20 protein-coding genes are annotated in these 21,547 nt (G+C 53.8%); 17 read left to right on the top strand and 3 right to left on the bottom strand.

What is annotated here, in order from left to right; genetic code table 11:
* Position 1: 1 nt before the first annotated feature.
* The 4 genes from gcvPA (at position 2) to JF44_RS0104905 (ending at position 4,586) form a co-directional block, all read left to right on the top strand.
* On the top strand, positions 2–1,357 hold the full coding sequence (gcvPA, locus tag JF44_RS0104920; RefSeq protein WP_033067832.1) for an aminomethyl-transferring glycine dehydrogenase subunit GcvPA: 1,356 nt from the start codon (positions 2–4) through the stop codon (positions 1,355–1,357).
* The gene (gcvPB, locus tag JF44_RS0104915; protein WP_033067831.1) at positions 1,354–2,850 is read left to right on the top strand and encodes an aminomethyl-transferring glycine dehydrogenase subunit GcvPB; all 1,497 of its coding nucleotides are present in this window, start codon (positions 1,354–1,356) and stop codon (positions 2,848–2,850) included. Before gcvPA ends, gcvPB begins: the two co-directional genes overlap by 4 nt.
* Before the next feature lie 203 nt (positions 2,851–3,053).
* On the top strand, positions 3,054–3,971 hold the full coding sequence (locus JF44_RS0104910) for a protein phosphatase CheZ (protein ID WP_033067947.1): 918 nt from the start codon (positions 3,054–3,056) through the stop codon (positions 3,969–3,971).
* A gap of 210 nt (positions 3,972–4,181) precedes the next feature.
* Complete coding sequence (locus JF44_RS0104905) at positions 4,182–4,586, top strand: hypothetical protein (RefSeq protein ID WP_238318373.1); 405 nt, start codon at positions 4,182–4,184, stop codon at positions 4,584–4,586.
* Positions 4,587–4,666: 80 nt separating this feature from the next.
* On the opposite strand, the gene JF44_RS0104900 is transcribed toward JF44_RS0104905, so the two are convergent.
* Both JF44_RS0104900 and JF44_RS0104895 read right to left on the bottom strand, forming a co-directional pair.
* Positions 4,667–5,146, bottom strand: coding sequence for a peroxiredoxin (locus tag JF44_RS0104900; protein WP_033067830.1), 480 nt, complete (start codon positions 5,144–5,146; stop codon positions 4,667–4,669).
* 198 nt (positions 5,147–5,344) lie between these two features.
* Positions 5,345–7,555 (bottom strand): protein-disulfide reductase DsbD family protein, encoded by a 2,211-nt coding sequence (locus JF44_RS0104895; protein WP_033067945.1) that lies wholly within the window; start codon positions 7,553–7,555, stop codon positions 5,345–5,347.
* 393 nt (positions 7,556–7,948) lie between these two features.
* On the opposite strand from JF44_RS0104895, the gene JF44_RS0104890 reads away from it, so the two are divergent.
* Positions 7,949–8,527: a YqgE/AlgH family protein gene (locus JF44_RS0104890; RefSeq protein WP_033067944.1), complete on the top strand. Its 579-nt coding sequence runs from the start codon at positions 7,949–7,951 to the stop codon at positions 8,525–8,527.
* Between the two features lie 76 nt (positions 8,528–8,603).
* On the opposite strand, the gene JF44_RS0104885 is transcribed toward JF44_RS0104890, so the two are convergent.
* Positions 8,604–9,422: a hypothetical protein gene (locus tag JF44_RS0104885; RefSeq protein WP_238318372.1), complete on the bottom strand. Its 819-nt coding sequence runs from the start codon at positions 9,420–9,422 to the stop codon at positions 8,604–8,606.
* 794 nt (positions 9,423–10,216) lie between these two features.
* On the opposite strand from JF44_RS0104885, the gene coxB reads away from it, so the two are divergent.
* The 12 genes from coxB (at position 10,217) to JF44_RS0104830 (ending at position 21,456) form a co-directional block, all read left to right on the top strand.
* Positions 10,217–11,068, top strand: coding sequence for a cytochrome c oxidase subunit II (gene coxB / locus JF44_RS0104880; protein ID WP_033067828.1), 852 nt, complete (start codon positions 10,217–10,219; stop codon positions 11,066–11,068).
* A gap of 11 nt (positions 11,069–11,079) precedes the next feature.
* Positions 11,080–12,663: a cytochrome c oxidase subunit I gene (gene ctaD / locus JF44_RS0104875; RefSeq protein ID WP_033067827.1), complete on the top strand. Its 1,584-nt coding sequence runs from the start codon at positions 11,080–11,082 to the stop codon at positions 12,661–12,663.
* 79 nt (positions 12,664–12,742) lie between these two features.
* Positions 12,743–13,669, top strand: coding sequence for a heme o synthase (cyoE, locus tag JF44_RS0104870; RefSeq protein WP_033067826.1), 927 nt, complete (start codon positions 12,743–12,745; stop codon positions 13,667–13,669).
* Positions 13,670–13,683: 14 nt separating this feature from the next.
* Positions 13,684–13,806, top strand: coding sequence for a hypothetical protein (locus tag JF44_RS20645; protein WP_255356190.1), 123 nt, complete (start codon positions 13,684–13,686; stop codon positions 13,804–13,806).
* A 6-nt stretch (positions 13,807–13,812) separates the two neighbouring features.
* Positions 13,813–14,403, top strand: coding sequence for a cytochrome c oxidase assembly protein (locus JF44_RS0104865; protein WP_033067825.1), 591 nt, complete (start codon positions 13,813–13,815; stop codon positions 14,401–14,403).
* Between the two features lie 82 nt (positions 14,404–14,485).
* Positions 14,486–15,286, top strand: a complete 801-nt coding sequence (locus tag JF44_RS0104860; RefSeq protein WP_033067824.1) for a cytochrome c oxidase subunit 3 — start codon at positions 14,486–14,488, stop codon at positions 15,284–15,286.
* A 111-nt stretch (positions 15,287–15,397) separates the two neighbouring features.
* Positions 15,398–15,685 (top strand): DUF983 domain-containing protein, encoded by a 288-nt coding sequence (locus tag JF44_RS0104855; RefSeq protein ID WP_337587903.1) that lies wholly within the window; start codon positions 15,398–15,400, stop codon positions 15,683–15,685.
* Positions 15,686–15,694: 9 nt separating this feature from the next.
* Positions 15,695–16,426 carry an SURF1 family protein gene (locus JF44_RS0104850; RefSeq protein ID WP_033067822.1) on the top strand — a complete coding sequence of 244 codons (732 nt, stop codon included), beginning with the start codon at positions 15,695–15,697 and terminating at the stop codon, positions 16,424–16,426.
* An 81-nt stretch (positions 16,427–16,507) separates the two neighbouring features.
* Entirely contained in the window at positions 16,508–17,995 is a 1,488-nt protein-coding gene (locus JF44_RS0104845) for a carboxypeptidase M32 (RefSeq protein WP_033067821.1), read from the top strand.
* Between the two features lie 145 nt (positions 17,996–18,140).
* Positions 18,141–18,560, top strand: a complete 420-nt coding sequence (locus JF44_RS0104840; protein WP_033067820.1) for a cyclic nucleotide-binding domain-containing protein — start codon at positions 18,141–18,143, stop codon at positions 18,558–18,560.
* 195 nt (positions 18,561–18,755) lie between these two features.
* Complete coding sequence (gene thrC / locus JF44_RS0104835; RefSeq protein ID WP_033067819.1) at positions 18,756–20,153, top strand: threonine synthase; 1,398 nt, start codon at positions 18,756–18,758, stop codon at positions 20,151–20,153.
* Positions 20,154–20,196: 43 nt separating this feature from the next.
* The gene (locus JF44_RS0104830) at positions 20,197–21,456 is read left to right on the top strand and encodes a M16 family metallopeptidase (protein ID WP_033067818.1); all 1,260 of its coding nucleotides are present in this window, start codon (positions 20,197–20,199) and stop codon (positions 21,454–21,456) included.
* Positions 21,457–21,547: the final 91 nt, after the last annotated feature.

Below are 21,547 nucleotides of genomic sequence, written 5' to 3'. Positions count from 1 at the left end.
CATGCGTTATCTTCCACTGACACGTGCTGATCGTGCCGCGATGCTTGAAACCATCGGGGCATCATCAGTCGATGAACTTTATCATGACGTGCCTGACGGTGCGTTGCTTGATGCGCCTGTTGATCTGCCAGCCCACCTTGGCGAAATGCAGGTCGAACGCGACATGGCCGCCCTTGCGGGTGAAAACATGGGCGCGTCAAGTGTGCCAAGTTTCCTTGGTGCGGGGGCCTATCGCCATCATGTTCCGGCCACGGTTGATTACGTTATTCAGCGTGGTGAATTTCTGACCGCCTATACGCCATACCAGCCGGAAATCGCCCAAGGGACCTTGCAGTACCTGTTTGAATTCCAGACGCAGGTTGCCTCGATCACCGGTATGGATGTGGCGAACGCCTCCATGTGGGATGGTGCGACGTCCTGTGCGGAAGCCGTTTTGATGGCATGCCGTGCAACACGGCGTAAAAAGGCCGTCTTGTCGGGTGGTCTGCACCCGCATTACCGTGAAGTGACGGAAACCTATTGCCAGTACAGCGACACCGAAGTCGCCGGACGCGATGGTCATCCTGAACATCAGGCAACTGCCGAAGAACTTAACGATCTGATTGATGATCAGACGGCATGTGTCGTTGTGCAGTATCCGGACGTATTTGGCCGCATTCAGGATCACACCCAGTTGGCCGAACTTTGCCATGCCAAGGGTGCGCTTCTTGTTGTTGTCTTTACCGAGGCGGTTGCCTTTGGCGCGATCAAGTCACCGGGAAGCTTCGGTGCGGATATCGTGTGCGGCGAAGGTCAGTCGATTGGCAATGCGCTGAATTATGGCGGGCCATATGTCGGCCTGTTTGCCACGACCCAGAAGCTGGTGCGTCAGATGCCCGGTCGCCTGTGTGGCGAAACGGTCGATCAGGATGGCAAGCGCGGCTTTGTGCTGACCCTTTCGACCCGCGAACAGCATATTCGTCGTGAAAAGGCGACCTCGAACATCTGTACCAACTCTGGTCTGTGTTCGCTGGCCTTTACGGTGCATATGAGTTTGCTTGGCGAAGACGGGTATCGTCGCCTGGCGACGTTGAACCACGAAAACGCCTGCAAGGCTGCCGATGCAATTGACGCTGTCGATGGTGTATCGGTTCTTAATGACAGCTTCTTTAACGAATTTACCGTGAAGCTGTCCAAGCCCGCTGCAGAAGTCGTTGAGACACTGGTGGCCAAAGGGGTTCTTGGCGGCGTTCCATTGTCGCGTCTGTATCCGAACCGTTCGGATCTGGATAACTATCTGCTGGTGGCGGTGACAGAAACCAATACCGACGAAGACATCGCGGCCCTTGCGTCCGCATTGAAGGAGGCGCTGGCATGACGTTTACAACCCATACCGGCAACCGTGGACTTGTCATCGAAGAACAACTGATTTTCGAGCAGGGTCAAGCTGGTCGAACCGGTGTTGATTTGCCCGAGCCACAGGGGACGAAATCCCGTCTGGGCGGTCTTGACCGTGATAGCAACGTTGGGCTGCCTGGCCTGTCAGAGCCACAAGTCGTGCGCCACTTCACCCGCCTGTCGCAGAAGAACTATGGCATTGATGCCGGTTTCTTCCCGTTGGGGTCCTGCACCATGAAGCATAACCCGCGCCTGAATGAAAAGGTTGCGCGTTTGCCCGGTCTTTCCGATCTGCATCCGATGCAGCCCGAAAGCACGGTTCAGGGTGCCTTGAAGCTGATTGATGAATGTGCGCACTGGTTGCTTGTCTTAACCGGTATGCCCGCTGTTTCCATGTCGCCTGCGGCAGGTGCACAGGGGGAATTGTGTGGGATGATGGCCATTCGCGCGGCCCTGGATGCACGTGGTGAAAACCGCCGTCGCGTTCTTGTGCCGGAATCTGCCCACGGGACAAACCCGGCGACGGCGGCGGCCTGCGGTTTTAGCGTTGATTCGATTCCGGCAACGGAAGATGGCCGTGTTGATCTGGCGGCATTCGAAGCCAAACTTGGCGATGATGTGGCCGGTATCATGCTGACCAACCCGAATACCTGCGGTCTGTTTGAGCGCGATGTGCGCAAGATCGCCGATCTTGTGCATGAAGCGGGCGGTTATTTCTATTGCGACGGGGCGAACTTCAACGCCATCGTCGGGCGGGTGCGCCCAGCCGATCTTGGCATTGATGCCATGCATATCAACCTGCACAAGACCTTTTCAACCCCGCATGGCGGCGGTGGACCGGGTTCCGGGCCGGTTGTGTTCTCTGATGCATTGGCGCCGTTTGCGCCGATCCCTTATGTCGTCAAAAAAGGCGACGGATTCCATCTGGTTGAAACCGCGGATGAAGACGATGGCATGCAGCCGTTCGGTCGTCTGAAGGGGTTCCATGGTCAGATGGGCATGTTCATTCGTGCGCTGACCTATATGAAAAGCCACGGTGCGGATGGTCTGCGGCAGGCATCCGGGGATGCGGTACTTAATGCCAACTATCTGCTGGCACGTCTTAAGGACAAGCTCAGCGTGGCCTTCCCGGGCTATTGCATGCATGAAGCCCTGTTTGATGACAGCTTCCTCAAAGATACCGGTGTTTCGACCCTTGATCTGGCCAAGGCAATCATCGACGAAGGGTTCCACCCGATGACGATGTATTTCCCGCTGGTGGTTCATGGGGCTCTTTTGATCGAACCGACAGAGACCGAAACCAAAGAATCGATTGATCAATTCTGTGATGCGATTCTGTCTCTTGTCGCCAAAGCAGAGTCCGGTGATGCCGAATTCTTCAAGAATGCACCCTATCTAACGCCGCGTCGGCGTCTTGACGAAACCGCTGCTGCACGCAAGCCGGTTTTGCGCTGGAAGCCTGAAACAGCTTGATAAGCCAAGCTGCATGACGTTTCAAAACACCCCGGTCTTGTGGCCGGGGTGTTCTTTTTCAAGGACTTGTACTTGAAACCCATTGGACTTGTTGCAATCTCCACACTTATACTTGTCATAAGTTTAATGAACGGCGTCAGCAAAGACGCGTTTGGGGATTTTGTGATCGGGCGTATGTCCGTTCCGGAGGTTTGAAATCAGTCATGTCACGTCGTGTGCAAAAAGTATTCACTGCCGAGCGTCGTCTTAAAGAACGGACAGGTGGGGTGGTTGAAGATTGGTCTGACTCCTTCTTTGATCCGACGCTTGAAAGCGGAATGGGCGCGGGGGAGCCGGCACCGGCATCGCTGCCAGTGGCAGACAGTGCAGGCGAAGCATCAGGACTAACGCAGGCTGTTCTTGATGAAATCCGTGCCCTGCGCGGGGAGGTTTCCCAACTGCGTCAGGCCATGGCATCGGGCACCTTACCGGCAGGAGATGCGTCGATCGCGGCACCTGTTGCCTCCAATGATGTGCCAGGCGATGAGTTGCCGGAACCGGTTTCAAGCAATTTCACCCATGCCAACCGTCCCGGGGCTGCCGAGCCGGACCAGGACGATCTGGAACTGATCCGTACCCAGATCGAAGAAATGAACGAACACATCCACAAGGCAAAGGTACAGATCGCATCCCTGCGCCATCCCAAGGCACAGGATGACCGTCTGGTAAGTGCGACGTCCGAACTTGATGCCATCGTCAAGGATACCGAAATGGCAACGCACACCATTTTGGAATCTGCCGAGCAGATTGACGATCTTGCCATGACCCTGAAAAATTCGGCCCCCAGTGAATTTGTTGCCGATCATGTCGAACAGATCGCCTTTATCGTGACCAAGGTGTTTGAGGCCTGCAACTTCCAGGACATCACCGGACAGCGCATCAACAAGGTTGTCAGCACGCTTGAGTTCGTTGAAGAGCGTGTTCACAACATGATTCTGATCTGGGGCGAAGAAGCATTTTCCGAACTTCCGGTCCCGGAAGTTGAGGCAGAAGCCGTTCCTGATGATTCTGATTTGCTAAATGGTCCGCAGCTTGACGGCGAAGGCATCAGTCAGGACGATATCGATAAGTTGTTCGAATAACTTAAGAAATACGTGGTTTTTGCCCTGTATATAAGTTAGTAGCGATGCTTATTCTTCGACAGAAGGTCGACAAAAGGCGGAAGATCAATGTCTTTTGTCAACCAAACGTTTACATATGTTAAGATAGGTTCTTACCTATAAGAACAAGAAGCTATGTTGGGATGCGTGTGATATTCGGTCGCACGTGTTTTGGCGTGCTTGGAGGTTGCTATGGGATTTTGGTCACTCGGTGGTATTCGCCAGCCAAAGGCGCAAGATATCAAATGGCGTAAGAGCCCGCGTGGTGATTACTACCGCATGTTCATGATTGATGACATTGCGGAGCTCGGACTGAACGGTGTGGGCGGTGTTTACCTGCTGTGGCACGGCGGTTTGAAACCGTCCTGGCTGGTTGCCGGTGCAACAGAGGATCTTGGACATAGTTTCGCAGAACTGATGCGTGATCCTGATATTCGCGAATACGATACCCGTGGCGGTGTCTATATGAGCTGGTCACCGATCAAGGGAAGCTTCCGGGAAGGGGTTGTGCATTTCATTTCCAAGCACACCAATCCGACCTTTGAATGCGACTACGACTCAAGCGAAGATCCGATTCCGGTCCTGCTGCCGCGCTAGTTGCGCGCCTTGCCCCGAGAAAACAGAAAGCTCCGCAGGTGCCTGCGGAGCTTTAACTGTCTGTAGCTGGCGTTTATGGCCTAAAGCTTGGCAAGAACGGCTTCAGCACTGGAGACTTCAAAGGCGCCAGGTTCTTCGACAGCAAGATCGGTGACCTTGCCGTCTTCGACGATCATGGCAAACCGGTTTGCCCGTTTGCCAAGACCACGCCCCGTCAGGTCAAGTTCCAGACCCGTCGCATCGACAAATGCCAGGTCGCCATCAGAAAGCATGGTGATTTCTTCGGCCTTTTCAGACGTCGCCCAAGCCTGAAGCACAAAGGCATCATTGGATGCCAGGCAAACAATTTCATCTACGCCCTTGGCCTTGATGTCACCGGCCTTGGCGACAAAACCCGGAAGGTGTTTTGCCGAGCAGGTCGGGGTGTATGCACCCGGTACGGCGAACAGAACGACTTTGCGGCCCGCGAAGAATTCCTTGGAATTCACGGCTTCCGGGCCGTCGCTGGTCGCGCGGAAAAGGGTAACGTCCGGGAGTTCAGCGCCGACTGAAATGGTCATGTGTATCTCCGTTGTTTGGCGCAATCCCATTGATTGCGCTGGATCGTATGGGGGAATCAAACACCAAAACCGCTTGCGGTTCAATGCTTCCAGTCAGAGTTTTCAACAAGTTTCATGTGTGTGCCTTGTTACGGCGCAACGCCGGGGCATTTGATGCGACCTTTTGGCATGAAAATCAGGTCCTGAGCCTAGATGTGATCATTCAGATGTCTGGGCGAGATTGGATGCGCCTTTTGCATCGTGCAGGGCCTTGAGCACGGCCTCAACACCCAGCAGCTCTGACAGCAAGATACCGTCTGGTTCTGCAGGCCCGAATACCGCATTGAACGGAATGCCAAACCGCCCGTAAGACGCCAGATAATCTGCAATCTTCTGATCGGGGCGGGTCCAGTCGGCCTGCATCAGAACAATGTTGTCATTGCTCAGCGCATCCGCAACAGCCGGGGTTTCCAGAACCAGCCGTTTGTTGACCTGACAGGTGACACACCATTCGGCGGTCACATCAACGACCACTGTTTTGCCATCGGACACCAGCGCATCAATGGTTTCCGGGGCAAAGGCCTGCCAGTCAAGATTTCCGCTGCTGGTTGATGCCATGGTCGAAGAGGGGGGGCGCGAGAAGCCCGGTGCAAACAGCGACACAAGGAAACCCGCCACGGCAAGTGCGGTAAAGATAAACCGTGGGCGCAAGTTTGAAGCGCGCTTGCGGGCCCAAATGAACAGGCCACCCGTAATCAGGCCCATGCCAACTGCAACAGCCCCGACCATCCCGATTTGTACCGAAAGAATACTCAGAAGCCAAACCGCAGTTCCGACCAGCGCCAGCCCAAGCACAAATTTGACAGCATTCATCCAGCGGCCAGGTTTGGGCAGGATATGGGCAACACGCGGCTGAATGGCGATTGCAAGATATGGCAGGGCTAGGCCAATCCCCAGCAATGTGAATATCCAGAAGATATCAAACACACTGCCCGCCAAGGCAAAGCCGACGGCAGTCCCAAGAAATGGCGCAGAGCATGGGGTCGCGAGCAAGGTAGCAAACATGCCGGTCAGGAAATTACTGCTGATGTGTCGGCCACGGCTTTCGCGGCGCGTTATGGCGTCATTGGCGGCATTGCCAAGCTGGTCAGGCCCGGAAATTTCAAACAGCCCCCACATGTTCAAGGCAAACAGCGCGAGGATGATTGTCATAACTGTCAGGAACAGCGGTTGCTGAAACTGAATACCCCAGCCGATTGACCCACCGGCCAGTTTGATGCCCACCAGAACGGCGGCAATAATCCAGAACGATGTGACGATCCCGGCCGCACTTGCCAGAAACCCGACGCGCACCCGGCCAATATCCTGTTCACGCGCCTGAAGGGCCGACATGACCTTGATCGAAAGCACCGGCAACACGCAGGGCATCACATTCAGGATCAAGCCACCAAGCAAGGCAAAAAGCCCGATCAGCCACTGGCTTGTCCCGGCCAAGGGGGATGCAGCCGCCGCGGTAATTGATGAGGCGGCGCTTGATTGACCAACAACAAGGTTTTGTTCAACAGCAAGCGGTCCTGCGATGACCGTTACAGTCAACGGTTCGTCAATCAGGTTCTGCCCGTCTTCAAGGCCCTGAACGGCAAGATTGAAGTATTGGACGTCATCTGACGCAGGGCCTTGGGGCTCTTGCGTCTTTGGCAAGCCAAACCCGACCCGAAGGTCGCTTTCGATCAGGATGTCATCCACACTGACGTCTGCGGCGTCAAGGCCCGCGATGCCAAGACGCAGGATGTTTTGGTCATCTGTTTTTTGACTGTCGATGCTGATGACTTTAATCGGCAGGCCGGTCCCGGTAAGTGGAACCCGGGAGACGAACTTTTCGATTTGATGGGCATGGTTGCTGATGTTGGTGCCGCCATTGCCATCAGCAGCACCGGCTGGAATGTCGAGATTGAAAGTGGCTGTCGCCGGGATGCAGATATCGCTGCAGACCAGATAGTCGACATTCAGGCGCACTGATACCGGTTGTGACGGGTCGGGAATCGCGACATCAATTGGAAGGATGATCTGATTCTTGTAGCCGAATGTCTCAAGGCCAAAGATTGAAAAACGATGCGGGGCAGGCCACAGAATTTCGGCGTTACCAACATTCTCGGACCCGGTCCAGTCAAGTTGCGGCGGAAAGCCCGCATCCCCCGCACTGCGCCAGTATATCTTCCAGTCCGGTTGCAGTTCGTATTCAAGGCCAAGTCGAATGGTATCTGATTGGGACAAATTGGTTTTGGCGCTGATCAAGCGTACCGATGCAAAGTCCTCGTCCACCCAGTCGGTCGCCATATCGGTCGCGGCCACGGCACTGGAAACACCAGCGGCAAGCGAAATGGCAAGAGCAAATATAATTGTCAGGCGGGCGATCAGGTGGTGGAGCACGTGTTGTTCCTTGGCACGAAAGTCGGTAAAGCGCAGATTGGCCCAGATATGTGGCACAAAACAGGCAGGCTGGGGTCAAAGCAGGCGTAATCCCAAGACCAGATCAAATCAAGCCACGACTGTGTGAACGACCTATCAGCGCGCTTGATTGGGCATATGGCATGACTTGACGTTCAGGATCGTTGGATGGTGGCACCGGTTTGCTGCAATGCCTACATAAAAGGGACAGAGTGCAGGCTGATCAAGGGATAAAATGTCGTGCTTTTTGGGTTCTTGATGGAAATGAACGGGTAATCGCGCTAGGGTCAGAGTTACCAATCCGGTTGACCGTCCCAAACAAATCAATGCGTCCTGGCCCTGGGCTTGATGAAACAGGATAAAGAGAGTTCCGATATGGCTGAAGCTTTAGACACAGGCGACTATCTTGGCGGTAAGCTGCTTGTGGCGATGCCGGGAATGCGCGATCCGCGTTTCTCGCAAAGCGTGGTCTATATCTGCGCGCACAACAAGGATGGTGCGATGGGGCTGGTGATCAACCGGCTGATCGACAGCATTACGTTTCCGGAACTGCTCGAACAGCTTGGTATTGCGCGGCCTGCGCCGACCATCGAAGATATTCAGGTGCATTTTGGTGGCCCGGTCGAAAGCAGCCGTGGCTTTGTTTTGCATTCAACCGACTTTTCCAACGAAGCAACATTGCATGTCGATCATGGTGTTTCGGTCACGGCCACGGTTGATATTCTCGAACAGATTGCCCTTGGCGAAGGTCCGGAAAGCCGCATTCTGGCATTGGGATATGCCGGGTGGCGCAGTGGGCAGCTGGAAAGCGAAATTCTTGCCAATGGCTGGCTGCATCTCGATGCCGATGCCGATCTTCTGTTTGATATCGATTGCGAAGACAAATGGGAACAGGCGTTCTCCAAACTTGGCTTTGCGCCGGAGTTGCTGTCTGGCGAAGCCGGTCACGCTTAAGAACAATCGACACGGTTGACCAAATCAAAAAGCCTGCCGATGTGGCAGGCTTTTGTCGTTTCGGATGGAGCGAAAATCAATCGAACAGGGCGTCGATTTCTTCCTGCGAGAAGATCTGGTCAACTTCATCCTGCGACACGCGATTGGCATTCTCCGGCGCCTTGGTGACAGTTTTGTCCAGATTGTCGAGGCCCTTGGGATCTGGCGGCAGGTCGAAATCGCCAAAGTCATCTTCGCCCCAGATTTCGATCACGCGGTTCACGCGTTCCTCGATATATTTCATGGTGTTGACGACTTTGGTGATCCGCTGGCCGGTCAAATCCTGGAAGTTACAGGATTCAAATACTTTCACGACCAGTTCGACAATGTCATCGGCCAGCCCTTGTGTGTAATCATCAGGGGCGGCGGATCGGATGTTGTGGGCAACAGCGTCGATCTTCTCGACGGTTTCAAGGATGTTTGCTGTTGCATCCTCTGTCGCGGCAACAACAGAATCAAGCTCGCCCTTCACGATGTTAAGACGCGTCCCGCTGTCATCTTCGGGCGCGGTATAAAGGGCGGCGATTTCCTTTTTGGTTTCCTGAATGGAATTGGCCAGTGCCCTGACTTCGTTTTTGACCAGGCGTAGTTCATTGCGCGCATCGGCCTGTTCGTCATCATCGGGGACGGCGTTTGCTTTTTTTTGCTCTTCGATCATCACGCGGATGTCAGACAGCAATTCAAGTTTGAGGTCCTCAATCGCGGTGTGAAGGCTGGAAATATCCGGGCCGCCCGCAGACGCACTTGGCTCTGTCGGCATTTCGGTCGGCAATGCGACCATGTCACTCATGGTTTCAAGTTTATTGAGTAACCGCATCTCTGCGGTGAAAAGTCTTTTACTTCCTGAGCGAGCCATAGGCGAACCTCTGTCTTTTAACCGTTAGTATCGGACACCTACCTGTTCGGGCAAGTTGTATCCAACGTCCGGTATTCATACGTGAGAATAGAATAATCGGCAAAGCTGATATTTCCAAACCCAATATCTATCGGTGATATTGGTGAAAAGTCCGCATGATTAAAGGGTTCGGGTGCCGTTTTTTGGGTTTGTGCGCAGACAATCACCCCAAATCACCCCGGCGAATCGCCCCACGGTTACCTGTGTGCGGCAGTCTGCGAAAAATTGATGATGTTTTGCAATGTTCTGCGGTTCCTGCCCGCGGGTTGATCTGAAGATCACCGGAAACCGTAGGATTTACCAGAGAATGCCTTTATCCATTGGTTGAAGTGATAAAAAGGCCTGTTGCGCATATGTTGCAAAGCAGCAATTGTGGGCGCGATGAAATCCTGTGAAGGGGAATGGCGGTTTTTCTATCCAAGGGTGGGTATTTAGAACGGTTTCATTCAAAACTACAGCGATAATTCAAGCGGCGATCAAATACATTTTTTGTGCAACGCAGCGAGGTTTTTGCTGGAACAGGTGTCGAAGATACGCTATTTGCCTGCGATACAAATGTACTTTCGAGTGCAGGCTTATTAAGAATAAGATATGTCAGAGGAAATGCTCCGGCCTGGTTTGTCAGGGTAATCTTTGGTTGAGACATGATAAGGTCCTTGAGAGTGGACCGTATTTTCAGCTCGATCACTGTCAGTCAGGGGTGGAGACGATTGAGGCATATCGCCTTGAGATGTAATGCGAGGGGGCAGATTCGCATGTCGATCAAGAAGCTATTTCCCATCCTTCTGTTGGGATTGGCGGTTATTACCGGGTTTGATGGCGCAGCACTTGCGGCTGTTGGTCAACCTGAACCCTGGCAGCTTGGGCTGCAGGATCCGGTTTCGCCTGTGGCTGTTGAAGGCCAGAAGTTCTTTAATCTTGTTACGTGGTTGATGGTGATCATTACGGTGATCGTCTTGGCTTTGCTGCTGTTTGTGCTTTATCGCTTCAGCGCGAAACGCAACCCGGTACCGTCGAAAACAACGCACCATACCCTTCTTGAAGTGGTTTGGACGGTTGTTCCGGTGCTGATCCTTCTTGTTATCGCGATCCCCTCTTTCCGCCTGCTGTATTTTGCAGACCGTGTCGAGGATGCCGATCTTACGCTTAAGATCATCGGCAAACAGTGGTACTGGACCTATGAGTATCCTGATAACGGTAACTTCACGTTTGATTCGCTGATGATTGATCAGGAAACCGCCATCGCGGAAGGCAAGAACCGTCTTCTGGATGTGGACAATCCCGTTGTCCTGCCGGTTGATCAGAACATCCGTCTGATCATGACTTCGGATGACGTGATCCACAACTGGGCGATGCCGTCGCTGTTCATCAAACTTGACGCCGTTCCGGGCCGACTGAACGAAACCTGGACCCGCATTCCAGGCGAGTATGCCGGTACGACGTTCTATGGTCAGTGTTCGGAACTGTGTGGTGTGAACCACGCTTACATGCCGATCGCGGTCAAGGCCGTTACCATGGAAGAATACGAAGCCTGGGTCGCCGAGGCTCAAGAACAGTTCGCATCTGCTGATTTGCCGTCTGCGGTATCAGTGGCATCGGCAGAGTGAGGGAGAGATTGATGGCTCACGCTGAAACACATGATCACGATCATACCCCCGGCTTCTTTACCCGTTGGTTCCTGTCGACCAACCACAAGGATATCGGGACTCTTTATCTAATTTTCTCAGTGATCGCCGGTTTGATCGGTGGTGCGTTCTCGGTCTGGTTCCGTATGGAACTGGCTCAGCCGGGAACCCAGGTCATTGATGACCCGCACTTCTTTAACGTGCTCGTGACCGCACACGGCATGATTATGGTGTTCTTTGTTGTTATGCCGGCCATGATTGGCGGGTTTGGCAACTGGTTCGTTCCGATCATGATTGGCGCGCCTGATATGGCGTTCCCGCGTTTGAACAACATTTCGTTCTGGCTGATCGTTCCGGCCTTCATCCTGCTGATGCTGTCTGCTGTTGTGGGGAGTGGTGCTGGGACTGGCTGGACGGTGTATCCGCCGCTTTCAGGGGTTCTTGGACATCCTGATGCGTCCGTTGACCTTGCGATCTTTGCGCTTCACCTTGCCGGTGCAAGTTCGATCCTTGGTGCGGTGAACTTCATTACGACCATCTTTAACATGCGCACGCCGGGCATGACCCTGCACAAGATGCCGCTGTTTGCATGGGCAATGCTGGTAACGGCATTCCTGCTTTTGCTTGCTGTGCCGGTTCTTGGTGGTGCGATTACCATGCTTCTGACCGACCGTAACTTTGGCACGGATTTCTTCAATCCGGCCGGTGGCGGTGACCCGATCCTGTACCAGCATCTGTTCTGGTTCTTCGGTCATCCGGAAGTTTACATCATGATCCTGCCGGGCTTTGGCATCATCAGTCACATCATTTCGACCTTCTCGCGCAAGCCGGTCTTCGGTTACCTCGGGATGGCCTATGCGATGGTTGCAATTGGTGTTGTCGGCTTCATCGTTTGGGCGCACCACATGTACACGGTGGGCATGGACGTTGATACCCGTGCATACTTTACCGCAGCAACGATGGTGATCGCGGTGCCAACCGGGGTCAAAATCTTCTCGTGGATTGCGACCATGTGGGGTGGTTCCATCACCTTGCGCGCACCGATGCTTTGGGCGATTGGCTTTATCTTCCTGTTCACTGTGGGCGGTGTGACAGGTGTGATGCTGGCCAACTCCGGCCTCGATCTGCCGTTGCATGACACCTACTTCGTTGTGGCACACTTCCACTATGTTCTATCACTTGGCGCTGTCTTCTCGATCTTTGCTGGCTTCTATTACTGGTTCAGCAAAATGTCGGGTTACGAGATTTCCGATCTCGGTGCGAAGATCCACTTCTGGCTCTTCTTCATTGGCGTCAACCTGACCTTCTTCCCGCAGCACTTCCTTGGGCTTGCCGGCATGCCGCGTCGTTATGCCGATTATCCGGATGCGTTTGCCGGGTGGAACATGGTTTCGTCTTATGGTGCCTACATCTCGTTTGCGGCGACCATCTTCTTCCTTGGTGTGGTGGCGCATGCCTTCATCCGTGGCAAGAAGGCCGAAGCAAACCCGTATGGCGAAGGTGCAGATACACTGGAATGGACCGTCAGCTCACCGCCGCCGTTCCATACCTTTGACGAACTGCCACGCGTCAAGTAAGTGATCCTGGTTTATGCCCCTCGCAAGGTTGCCTTGCGAGGGGCGCCTTGCCGCCCCAAAAAGAGAAGACCAGAGTTCAATGACCAAGCAGGTTGCCAACCAGACCCTAGCGCTTGAAAACGCAGCGACGCTGCCGGTTTCAGAGGTGCGCGATTATATCGCGTTGCTCAAGCCGGGGGTGATGACCCTTGTGGTTTTCACCGGTGCTGTGGGTCTGCTGATTGCCCCGGGTTCCATTCACCCGTTTTTGGGACTCGTCGCAATCGCCTGTATCGCCGTTGCCAGTGGTGCCGCGGCATCAATTAACATGTGGTATGATCGGGATATCGATATCCACATGAAACGCACCCAGAACCGACCGATTCCGGCCGGGCGCGTTCCTGCAGACGAGGCCTTGTCGCTTGGCATAGCGCTCTCGATTGTTTCGGTAACCGTCATGGCGGTTGCCATCAATATTGCTGCTGCTGTTTTGCTGGCGGTGTCGATCGCATTCTATGTGTTCGTCTACACCATGTGGCTGAAACGCAGCACACCGCAGAATATCGTCATTGGCGGTGCCGCCGGGGCCTTTCCCCCGATGATCGGCTGGGCGTCGGTGACGGGCGGGATTGATATCAATTCAATCGCGCTGTTCATGATTATTTTCATGTGGACGCCGCCGCATTTTTGGGCGCTGGCACTGTTTCGGTGTGGCGACTATGCCAAGGTTGGCGTGCCGATGATGCCGGTGGTTGCCGGTGACGTCGCAACCAAAAAGCAGATGCTGGTTTATACCATCCTGCTTTTGCCGGTGACCTTCGTTCCGGTTGTGACCGGATTGCTGGGAACGCTTTATGCCGTGACAGCAGCCCTGACCGGGCTTTGGTTCCTGCGCCATGCGGTACGTGTGCTGCGCAATGTCGAAGAACGCGCGCCGCACAAGATGTTTGGATATTCCATTCTGTATCTGTTTGTCCTGTTCGGGGCGATGGTTGCAGATGTCTGGCTTGGCGGGTTCATCGTATGACAGAGCACTCCAAAATGAGCAAAGCAGAACTCGAAGCCTTTTACGCCAAGCGTAAAAAGAAAAATTGGGCGTTTCTGGTGATTTTAACCAGCCTGATTGTGCTGTTCTTTGCCATAACCATTTTGAAGATGAGCTAGGAAACCATGGCTGATCAACAACACACAGATACAGTAAAGAAGCGCAATAAACGCGTGATGCTGAGTTGTGTTGCTGTCGTTGGCGGCATGATCGGCCTGTCCTATGCGTCTGTACCGCTTTATGAACTGTTTTGTCAGGTAACCGGGTTTGGCGGCACGCCACAGGTTGGCAAGGATACCGGGGTCGAGGTTTCGGAAAAAACCATCAAGGTCCGTTTCAATGCGGATATCAATTCCGGTCTGCCTTGGCAGTTCAAACCCGAACAACGTGAAATCACAGTGCGTCTTGGCGAAGACAATCTGGCCTATTACATGGCTGAAAACATGTCTGTGAAACCGATTACCGGACAGGCTGTTTACAATGTGACACCACTTAAAGCTGGACAGTATTTCAGCAAGATCGCGTGCTTCTGTTTTGATGAGCAAACCCTTGAACCAGGGCAGCGCGTTGACATGCCGGTCAGTTTCTATGTTGATCCTGCGATTGCCGAAGACATCAATACGCAGGACGTGAAGACCATTACCCTGTCTTATACCTTCTTCAAATCCGAGGCATCGGTAGAAGCAGCAGGCAGGAACGAAGATCAAGGAGGCTGACAGGCCGCAGTTTTGCGGTCTGGTGTCTCTGTTTAACAAAGCGAACTTGAGTTTCTTTTGTAAGGATTGAGGGGGACAAGGAATGAGTGATCATGCTCAGAAACATCCGTTCCACCTGGTGGACCCGAGCCCGTGGCCGCTGGTAGCAGCCACAGCAGCAGGTCTGTTTACCGGTGGCATGGTCATGTTCATGCATTCGGATCGTGCACCGACGGATTTCTGGTTGGCGGCGATCGGGCTTGCAGGCATCCTGTTTGTGATGTTCCGTTGGTGGAGCAACGTGATCAGCGAATCACGCATCTATCATAACAAGGTCGTTCAGATCGGCCTGCGTTATGGCATGTCGCTGTTCATCGCATCCGAGGTGATGTTCTTTGTCGCCTTCTTCTGGGCGTTCTTCCACAATGCGTTTGTGATCTTTAGCCCGGGCGTGACCGAATGGCCGCCAGCAGGTGTCGAAGTTCTTGATCCGTGGGATTTGCCGTTCCTCAATACCCTGATCCTGCTGCTGTCGGGCTGTACCCTTACCTGGGCGCACCATGGCATCCTTGAAGGCAAGAAAAAGGATCTGGTACAGGGGCTGGCGCTGACCGTTGGTCTTGGCATCATCTTCTTGTTCCTGCAGGCATATGAATACAGCCACGCCGCATTCGGCTTTGCAGATAACATCTATTCCTCGACCTTCTACATGGCGACCGGTTTCCACGGTTTCCACGTGTTTGTCGGAACGGTGTTCCTGGCAGTTTGCCTTGTGCGCGCAATGAAGGATGGCTTTAAACAGGATCACCATTTCGGTCTTGAAGCTGCGGCCTGGTATTGGCACTTCGTTGACGTTGTCTGGCTGTTCCTGTTCTTTGCCGTTTACATCTGGGGCGGCGAATAAGCCGCTCCGACCCGTTTTGTCGGGTCAAACGTCATGGATGATTATTATCCAAACATTTCCCCCATACGCACCGGGCTGGCATGCAAATGCCCCCGCTGCGGTGGGGGAAAGTTGTTTTCAGGCTATTTGACGGTTCGCGAAACCTGTGATGTGTGCGGGTTGGATTTGCGCGGTCACGATGCCGGCGATGGCCCGGCTGTTTTCATTATCTTTATTCTCGGCTTTTTGGTGGTTCCTATGGCACTCTGGGTCGAGATGACCTATATGCCGCCATTATGGGTGCATGCGGTGGTGTGGGCGCCGGTGATCATTGGCGTGACACTGATCTTGCTCAGGCCGCTAAAAGGTCTCATGGTGGCTTTGCAATATCGCCATCGATCGACTTCCGAACAGGACTGATTTCAATTTATGACTCTTCTTACAACGCGTCCCAGCACGGCGATGAAAATCAGCGTCGGCTTGTCCCTGATTATCCTTCTGGGGCTTGGTTCCTGGCAGGTGGACCGGCTGCTTTGGAAACAGGACCTGATTGAAAGCCGTCAGGCGCAAGCAGAAATGGCGCCGATTGCTGTGCCAACCGATACGGTCCTTGATCCGGACATGGCGTTTCGTTCGGCCTATGCCGAAGGGCATTACCTGAACGATCAGGAAAAATACCTGATGGCGCGGACGCGCCGCGGCAATGTCGGGTTCCAGTTGATCACGCCGCTTGAACAGGAAGACGGGCGGATCATTCTGGTCAATCGGGGTTGGGTGCCCAAAGATTACCGTGATCCGGCAACGCGACCGGAAAGCCTGATTGAGGGGTCGGTACGTGTCACGGGCGTGTTGCGCTTGCCCAAGGAAAAACATTGGGCACAGCCCGATAATGATGCGCTCAGGAATCAGTGGTTTTATGTCGATGTTGATCATATGGCAGAAGACACAGGTGCCGAGCTTGCCAGCCGTTATTATCTTGAGCTTGATGACACGCCGGTTCCGGGCGGGATGCCGATTGGCGGTCAGGCGAAGGTTGAACTGCCCAACAGCCACCTTGAATATGCCATCACCTGGTACAGCCTTGCGCTTACGCTGATTGTGATTTTTGTCTTGTATCACCGTCGCCCGACTGGTGATAAATCAGATCGCACAGACAGCTGAACACGGCTTCACCAGACCTTTCCAATACCATTTGAACGACGCAATGCGGGTGGCAACCAGCCCACCCGCGCAGGAGCCCCGATGACGAAAGCCTATAAAACGCTCGAAGCCCGTTTCCATCGCATGAATGTTTTGTCAGGCATTGGTGGGATGTTGCATTGGGACATGGCCGCCATCATGCCAGACGGCGGTGCCAATGCGCGGTCTGAACAGTTGGCGACACTTAGCGTTTTGGGCAACGAGTTAATCAATGCGCCCGACATGGGTGATTTGCTTGCCTCCGCCGAAGGGGAAAGCCTTGATCCCTGGCAAAAAGCCAATCTGGGCGAGATGAAGCGCGAATGGGTTCACGGTACGGCCGTCCCGGCTGATCTGGTTGAGAAAATGTCACGTGCAGAAACAAGCTGCGAAGTGGCATGGCGTTCTGCGCGTGCGGACAATGACTTCAAGGGGTTCTTGCCGAAATTGCAGGAAGTTCTTGATCTGTCGATAGAGGCAGGCAAAGCCAAGGCCGAGGCACTTGGCACATCGGTCTATGATGCGCTTCTTGATCAATATGATCCGATGATGCGGTCTGATCGCATTGATACCCTGTTTGCCGAACTTGAGAATTTCTTGCCTGATTTCACGGCGGACGTCATCGAACGTCAAAAGGCCGAGGTCACGCCGGTCAAGCCGGTTGGACCTTTCCCGATTGATGTTCAGAACAAGGTTGGTCTGGACCTTATGAAGGCGGTCGGGTTTGATTTCAACCACGGACGTCTGGACATTTCCCATCATCCGTTCTGCGGTGGCATTCCCGAAGACGTACGCCTGACGACCCGATATGACGAGGATGATTTTACCTCGGCGATCATGGGGGTTCTCCATGAGACGGGCCATGCCATGTATGAACGCGGCTTGCCGCAGGATTGGCGCAATCAGCCAGTCGGAACGGCACGTGGCATGACCATGCATGAAAGCCAGTCGTTGTTGGTGGAAATGCAGGCCTGCCGGTCGGAAGATTTTCTGACCTATGTGGGCCCGGTGTTTGAAAAGGCCTTTGGCGGCGACAGTGCGGCGTGGGATGCGAAAAACCTGCACCGGCTTTACACCCGCGTTGAGCCGGGGTTGATCCGTGTTGACGCCGACGAGGTGACCTATCCGGCGCATGTAATTTTACGCTACCGGCTGGAGCGTGCCCTGATTGAAGGCGACATGAAGCTTTCCGATCTTCCGGCGGCCTGGAATGAACTGATGCAAAAGCTTTTGGGGATTGTGCCCGAAGATGACCGCAATGGGTGCCTGCAGGACATTCATTGGCCGTCAGGGGCGTGGGGATACTTCCCGACCTATACATTGGGGGCGATGGCTGCTGCACAGATTTTCGCCGCTGCCAAAGATGCCAACCCGGATATTCCACATGCATTGTCGCGGGGTGATTTTGCCCCTTTAATGAGCTGGCTTGGCACTAATATACATAGTCAGGCTTCCAGCCGTTCGACCGATGAAATACTTGAGCAGGCGACAGGAAATGCCCTTGGCGTTGACGCCTTCAAGACCCATCTTATGAACAGATACGGGCTGTGAAACCAATTGATTGCGATCGGTAATCTGTTAGGCTCAGACCAAATTAATAGGTCCTGAGCCTAGCATTGTTTGCGAGGTTTATCTTGCCTGACAGCTACTTGGCTTTGATGCGATCCGTTCTAATGTTTATGGGCGCTATACTCATATGGGCATAACTAACGGCAACAAGAAGGTGATGGACCGTCAGGTCTTTGCCACCGATCAGATCATTTTCCGGGAAGGAAAACCGGGGAACTCTGCCTATGTTGTGCAGGAAGGCAAGGTCGAAATCTATAAGACCCTGAATGACGAAAAGGAAGTTGTTCTGGGCACGGTTGATGCCGGTGGCCTGTTTGGTGAACTTGCCCTTGTGGATAATCAGCCGCGCATGGCATCGGCACGAGCGACAGAACGTACGGTTCTGATCGCGATCAGTCGGCAGACCTTTGAAAAGAAAATGGCAGCGTCGGACCGGTTCATTCGCGCGATCCTGCGAATCCTTTTGGGGAACTATCGATCCGTCGTGCGTCGTGCGGCAATTGCCGAGGCGAAGCTCAAGGAACATGACATTCCGCTTGATGACTGATCGGGATGTTTCACGCCTGTTGCGTCCAGCGCATGTGGCAAATTCATGGTTTGTGTCTGATGCACGGTTGCCCTGTTTGATTGGCCCTTGACTATATGCCCCTGAACCCTCACTAAATCAGGCGTTGGCGTGTCTTTTGGTGGTGTTGGCATCAAGGCACGTTATTGGTATTCGCCATATGCAGGAGCAGGTCTAGTGCGCTATGTCAGCACGCGGGGAAGCGCCCCCGTTTTGCAGTTCGATGAAGTTCTTCTTGCCGGTTTGGCCCGTGACGGGGGGCTTTATGTCCCTGAAACGTGGCCGACCTTTTCCAAGGACGACATTCGTGCGCTGCGAACTCTGACATACGCCGAAGTTGCCTTTAAGGTCATCCAGCCGTTCGTTGCCGGAACGGTCGATGATGATGCCCTGAAAGCCATTCTTGAAGATACCTACAACGGGTTTGATCACAAAGCCGTCGCACCGCTTAAACAGCTTGGTGCGAATGACTGGGTGATGGAACTGTTCCACGGCCCGACGCTTGCGTTCAAGGATTACGCGCTGCAGGTGGTAGGGCGTTTGTTTGACCATGTTCTGGCCAAACGCGGCGAACGCATTACCATCGTTGGTGCGACGTCGGGTGATACCGGATCGGCTGCGATCGAGGCCTGCCGGGATCGCGAGAATATTGATATTTTCATCCTGCATCCCAAAGGCCGCGTGTCCGAAGTCCAGCGCCGCCAGATGACGACCATTCTGTCTGACAACGTGCATAATGTTGCCGTCGAAGGATCGTTTGATGATTGCCAGGATCTGGTCAAGGCACTGTTTAACGATCACGGCTTCCGCGATGAAGTCGGATTGTCGGCGGTGAATTCGATCAACTGGGCGCGCATCATGTGCCAGATTGCCTACTATTTCTGGGCAGGGGCGCAGCTTGGGTCGCCGGAACGCGAGATTTCCTTTTCGGTGCCGTCGGGCAACTTTGGCAATGTTTATGCCGGTTATGCCGCGATGCAGATGGGCCTTCCGATCAAGCAATTCGTGGTTGGTGCCAACCGCAATGATATTCTTGCCCGCTTCTTTGAAAGTGGCGTGATGAAAATGGAAGGCGTTGAACCGTCGCTTAGCCCGTCGATGGATATTCAGGTCAGCTCGAACTTTGAACGTTTGATGTTTGATCTTTATGACCGTGATGGTCTGGCGATTGCTGAAATGCTGACCAAGTTCCGTGAAACCGGGGTGATGGAAATGTCGCAGGGCCAGTTTGCCCGTGCACGCGAACATTTCGATGGGTATCGTCTTGATGATGACGCGACCAAGGCCGCGATCAAGGATATCCTTGAAACCAGTGGCGAACTGGTCGATCCGCATTCCGTGATCGGCATCGTGTCAGGCCGGGAATGCAATCGTGATACATCGGTGCCGATGGTGGCACTGGCAACTGCACATCCGGCGAAGTTCCCCGATGCGGTCAAGCAGGCTTCGGGCATCTATCCCGACTTGCCGCCGCGTCTTTCTGATCTATATGACCGACCTGAAAAGGTTGAACCCATGTCCAACGATGTGGCCGCATTGATGGCGCATGTCCGTAAGAATCGGCGTGCGGCCTGATGGCAGCCCCAAGGACTGACGTGATAAACAGGAGTAATGCTATATGACAGTCGAGCTTACCCGGCTTGACAATGGAATGATTGTCGCAACCGACCGCCTTGATCATGTGCAGTCGGTGGCCTTGGGAACATGGGTTGATGTTGGTGCCCGTAACGAAACACCCGACATCAATGGCATATCCCACATGCTTGAACACATGGCGTTCAAGGGCACGCGACGTCGTTCCGCGTTGCAGATTTCCGAGGAAATCGAAGCTGTCGGCGGACAGATGAATGCCTATACGTCGCGTGAAAACACGGCCTATTATTGCAAAGTTCTGCATGAAGATCAGGAACTTGCCATCGATGTGATTGCCGACATCCTGCAGCATTCGACGCTGGATGCCAAAGAACTTGAACGCGAACGTCAGGTGATTTTGCAGGAAATCGGTCAAGCCAACGATACGCCAGACGACATCATTTTCGATTACTTTCAGGAAACCGCCCTGCCAGATCAGGCATTGGGGCGTTCGATTCTTGGAAGTCCGGAAAATGTATCGTCGCTGAGCCGCGATGACCTGTTTGATTTCATGTCGCGGCGTTACAGCCCGAAAAACATGGTGTTTTCCGCATCGGGCAAGGTCGAACATAATCGCGTCGTCGATATGGTGGCCGAAAAGTTCGACAGCCTGCCAGCCCATGAAGAACATCCGATTGAGCCGCTGAAATACCAGGGCGGCAGCCGGATCGAGAACCGCAAACTTGAACAGGTCCATGTCATCTTCGGTCTTCCGACCGTTTCTTACACCGATGACAGTTTTTATGACCTGCAGGTGTTTAACACACTTCTTGGGGGCGGGATGTCATCGCGCCTGTTCCAGGAAATTCGTGAAAAACGCGGCTTGGTGTATTCGGTCTATAGTTTCTCGTCGCATTTCGTTGATGGCGGCCTGTTTTCGATCTATGCCGGAACCGGGGCCAATGACATTGGCGAATTGATGCCGGTGATGTGTGATGAACTGGTGCGTGCAACCGAGGATGTGACAGAAGAAGAAGTTACGCGTGCGCGGGCTCAGCTTAAGGCATCTGTTGTAATGGCGATGGAAAGCAATTCCGGTCGCTGTGAAACCCTTGCCCGCCAAATCCAGATTTTTGGCAAGCCACAAACCATGGAAGAAATCGTCGCCAAGATCGATGCGGTTGACCTTGAAAGCGTGCGCCGTTCCGGCAAGGCCTTGCTGGATGGTAAGCCGACGATCACTGCACTTGGTCCGGTTGACCAAATGCCCACATATGATGAACTGACAATGCGTCTGCGTGGTTGACCGATTAAAGGCAACATGCTTTAGGCCCACGGCGATTTTGAAGGTTTGAAAAACGGCGCTTGTTTACGGGACAGGCGCCGTTTCTTTTTGC

The organism is Thalassospira australica, assembly GCF_000763295.1.
GTDB classification, from domain to species: Bacteria; Pseudomonadota; Alphaproteobacteria; order Rhodospirillales; family Thalassospiraceae; genus Thalassospira; species Thalassospira australica.
Note: the sequence above shows the minus strand (reverse complement) of the source record. Positions and strands in the feature narration are given on the sequence as shown.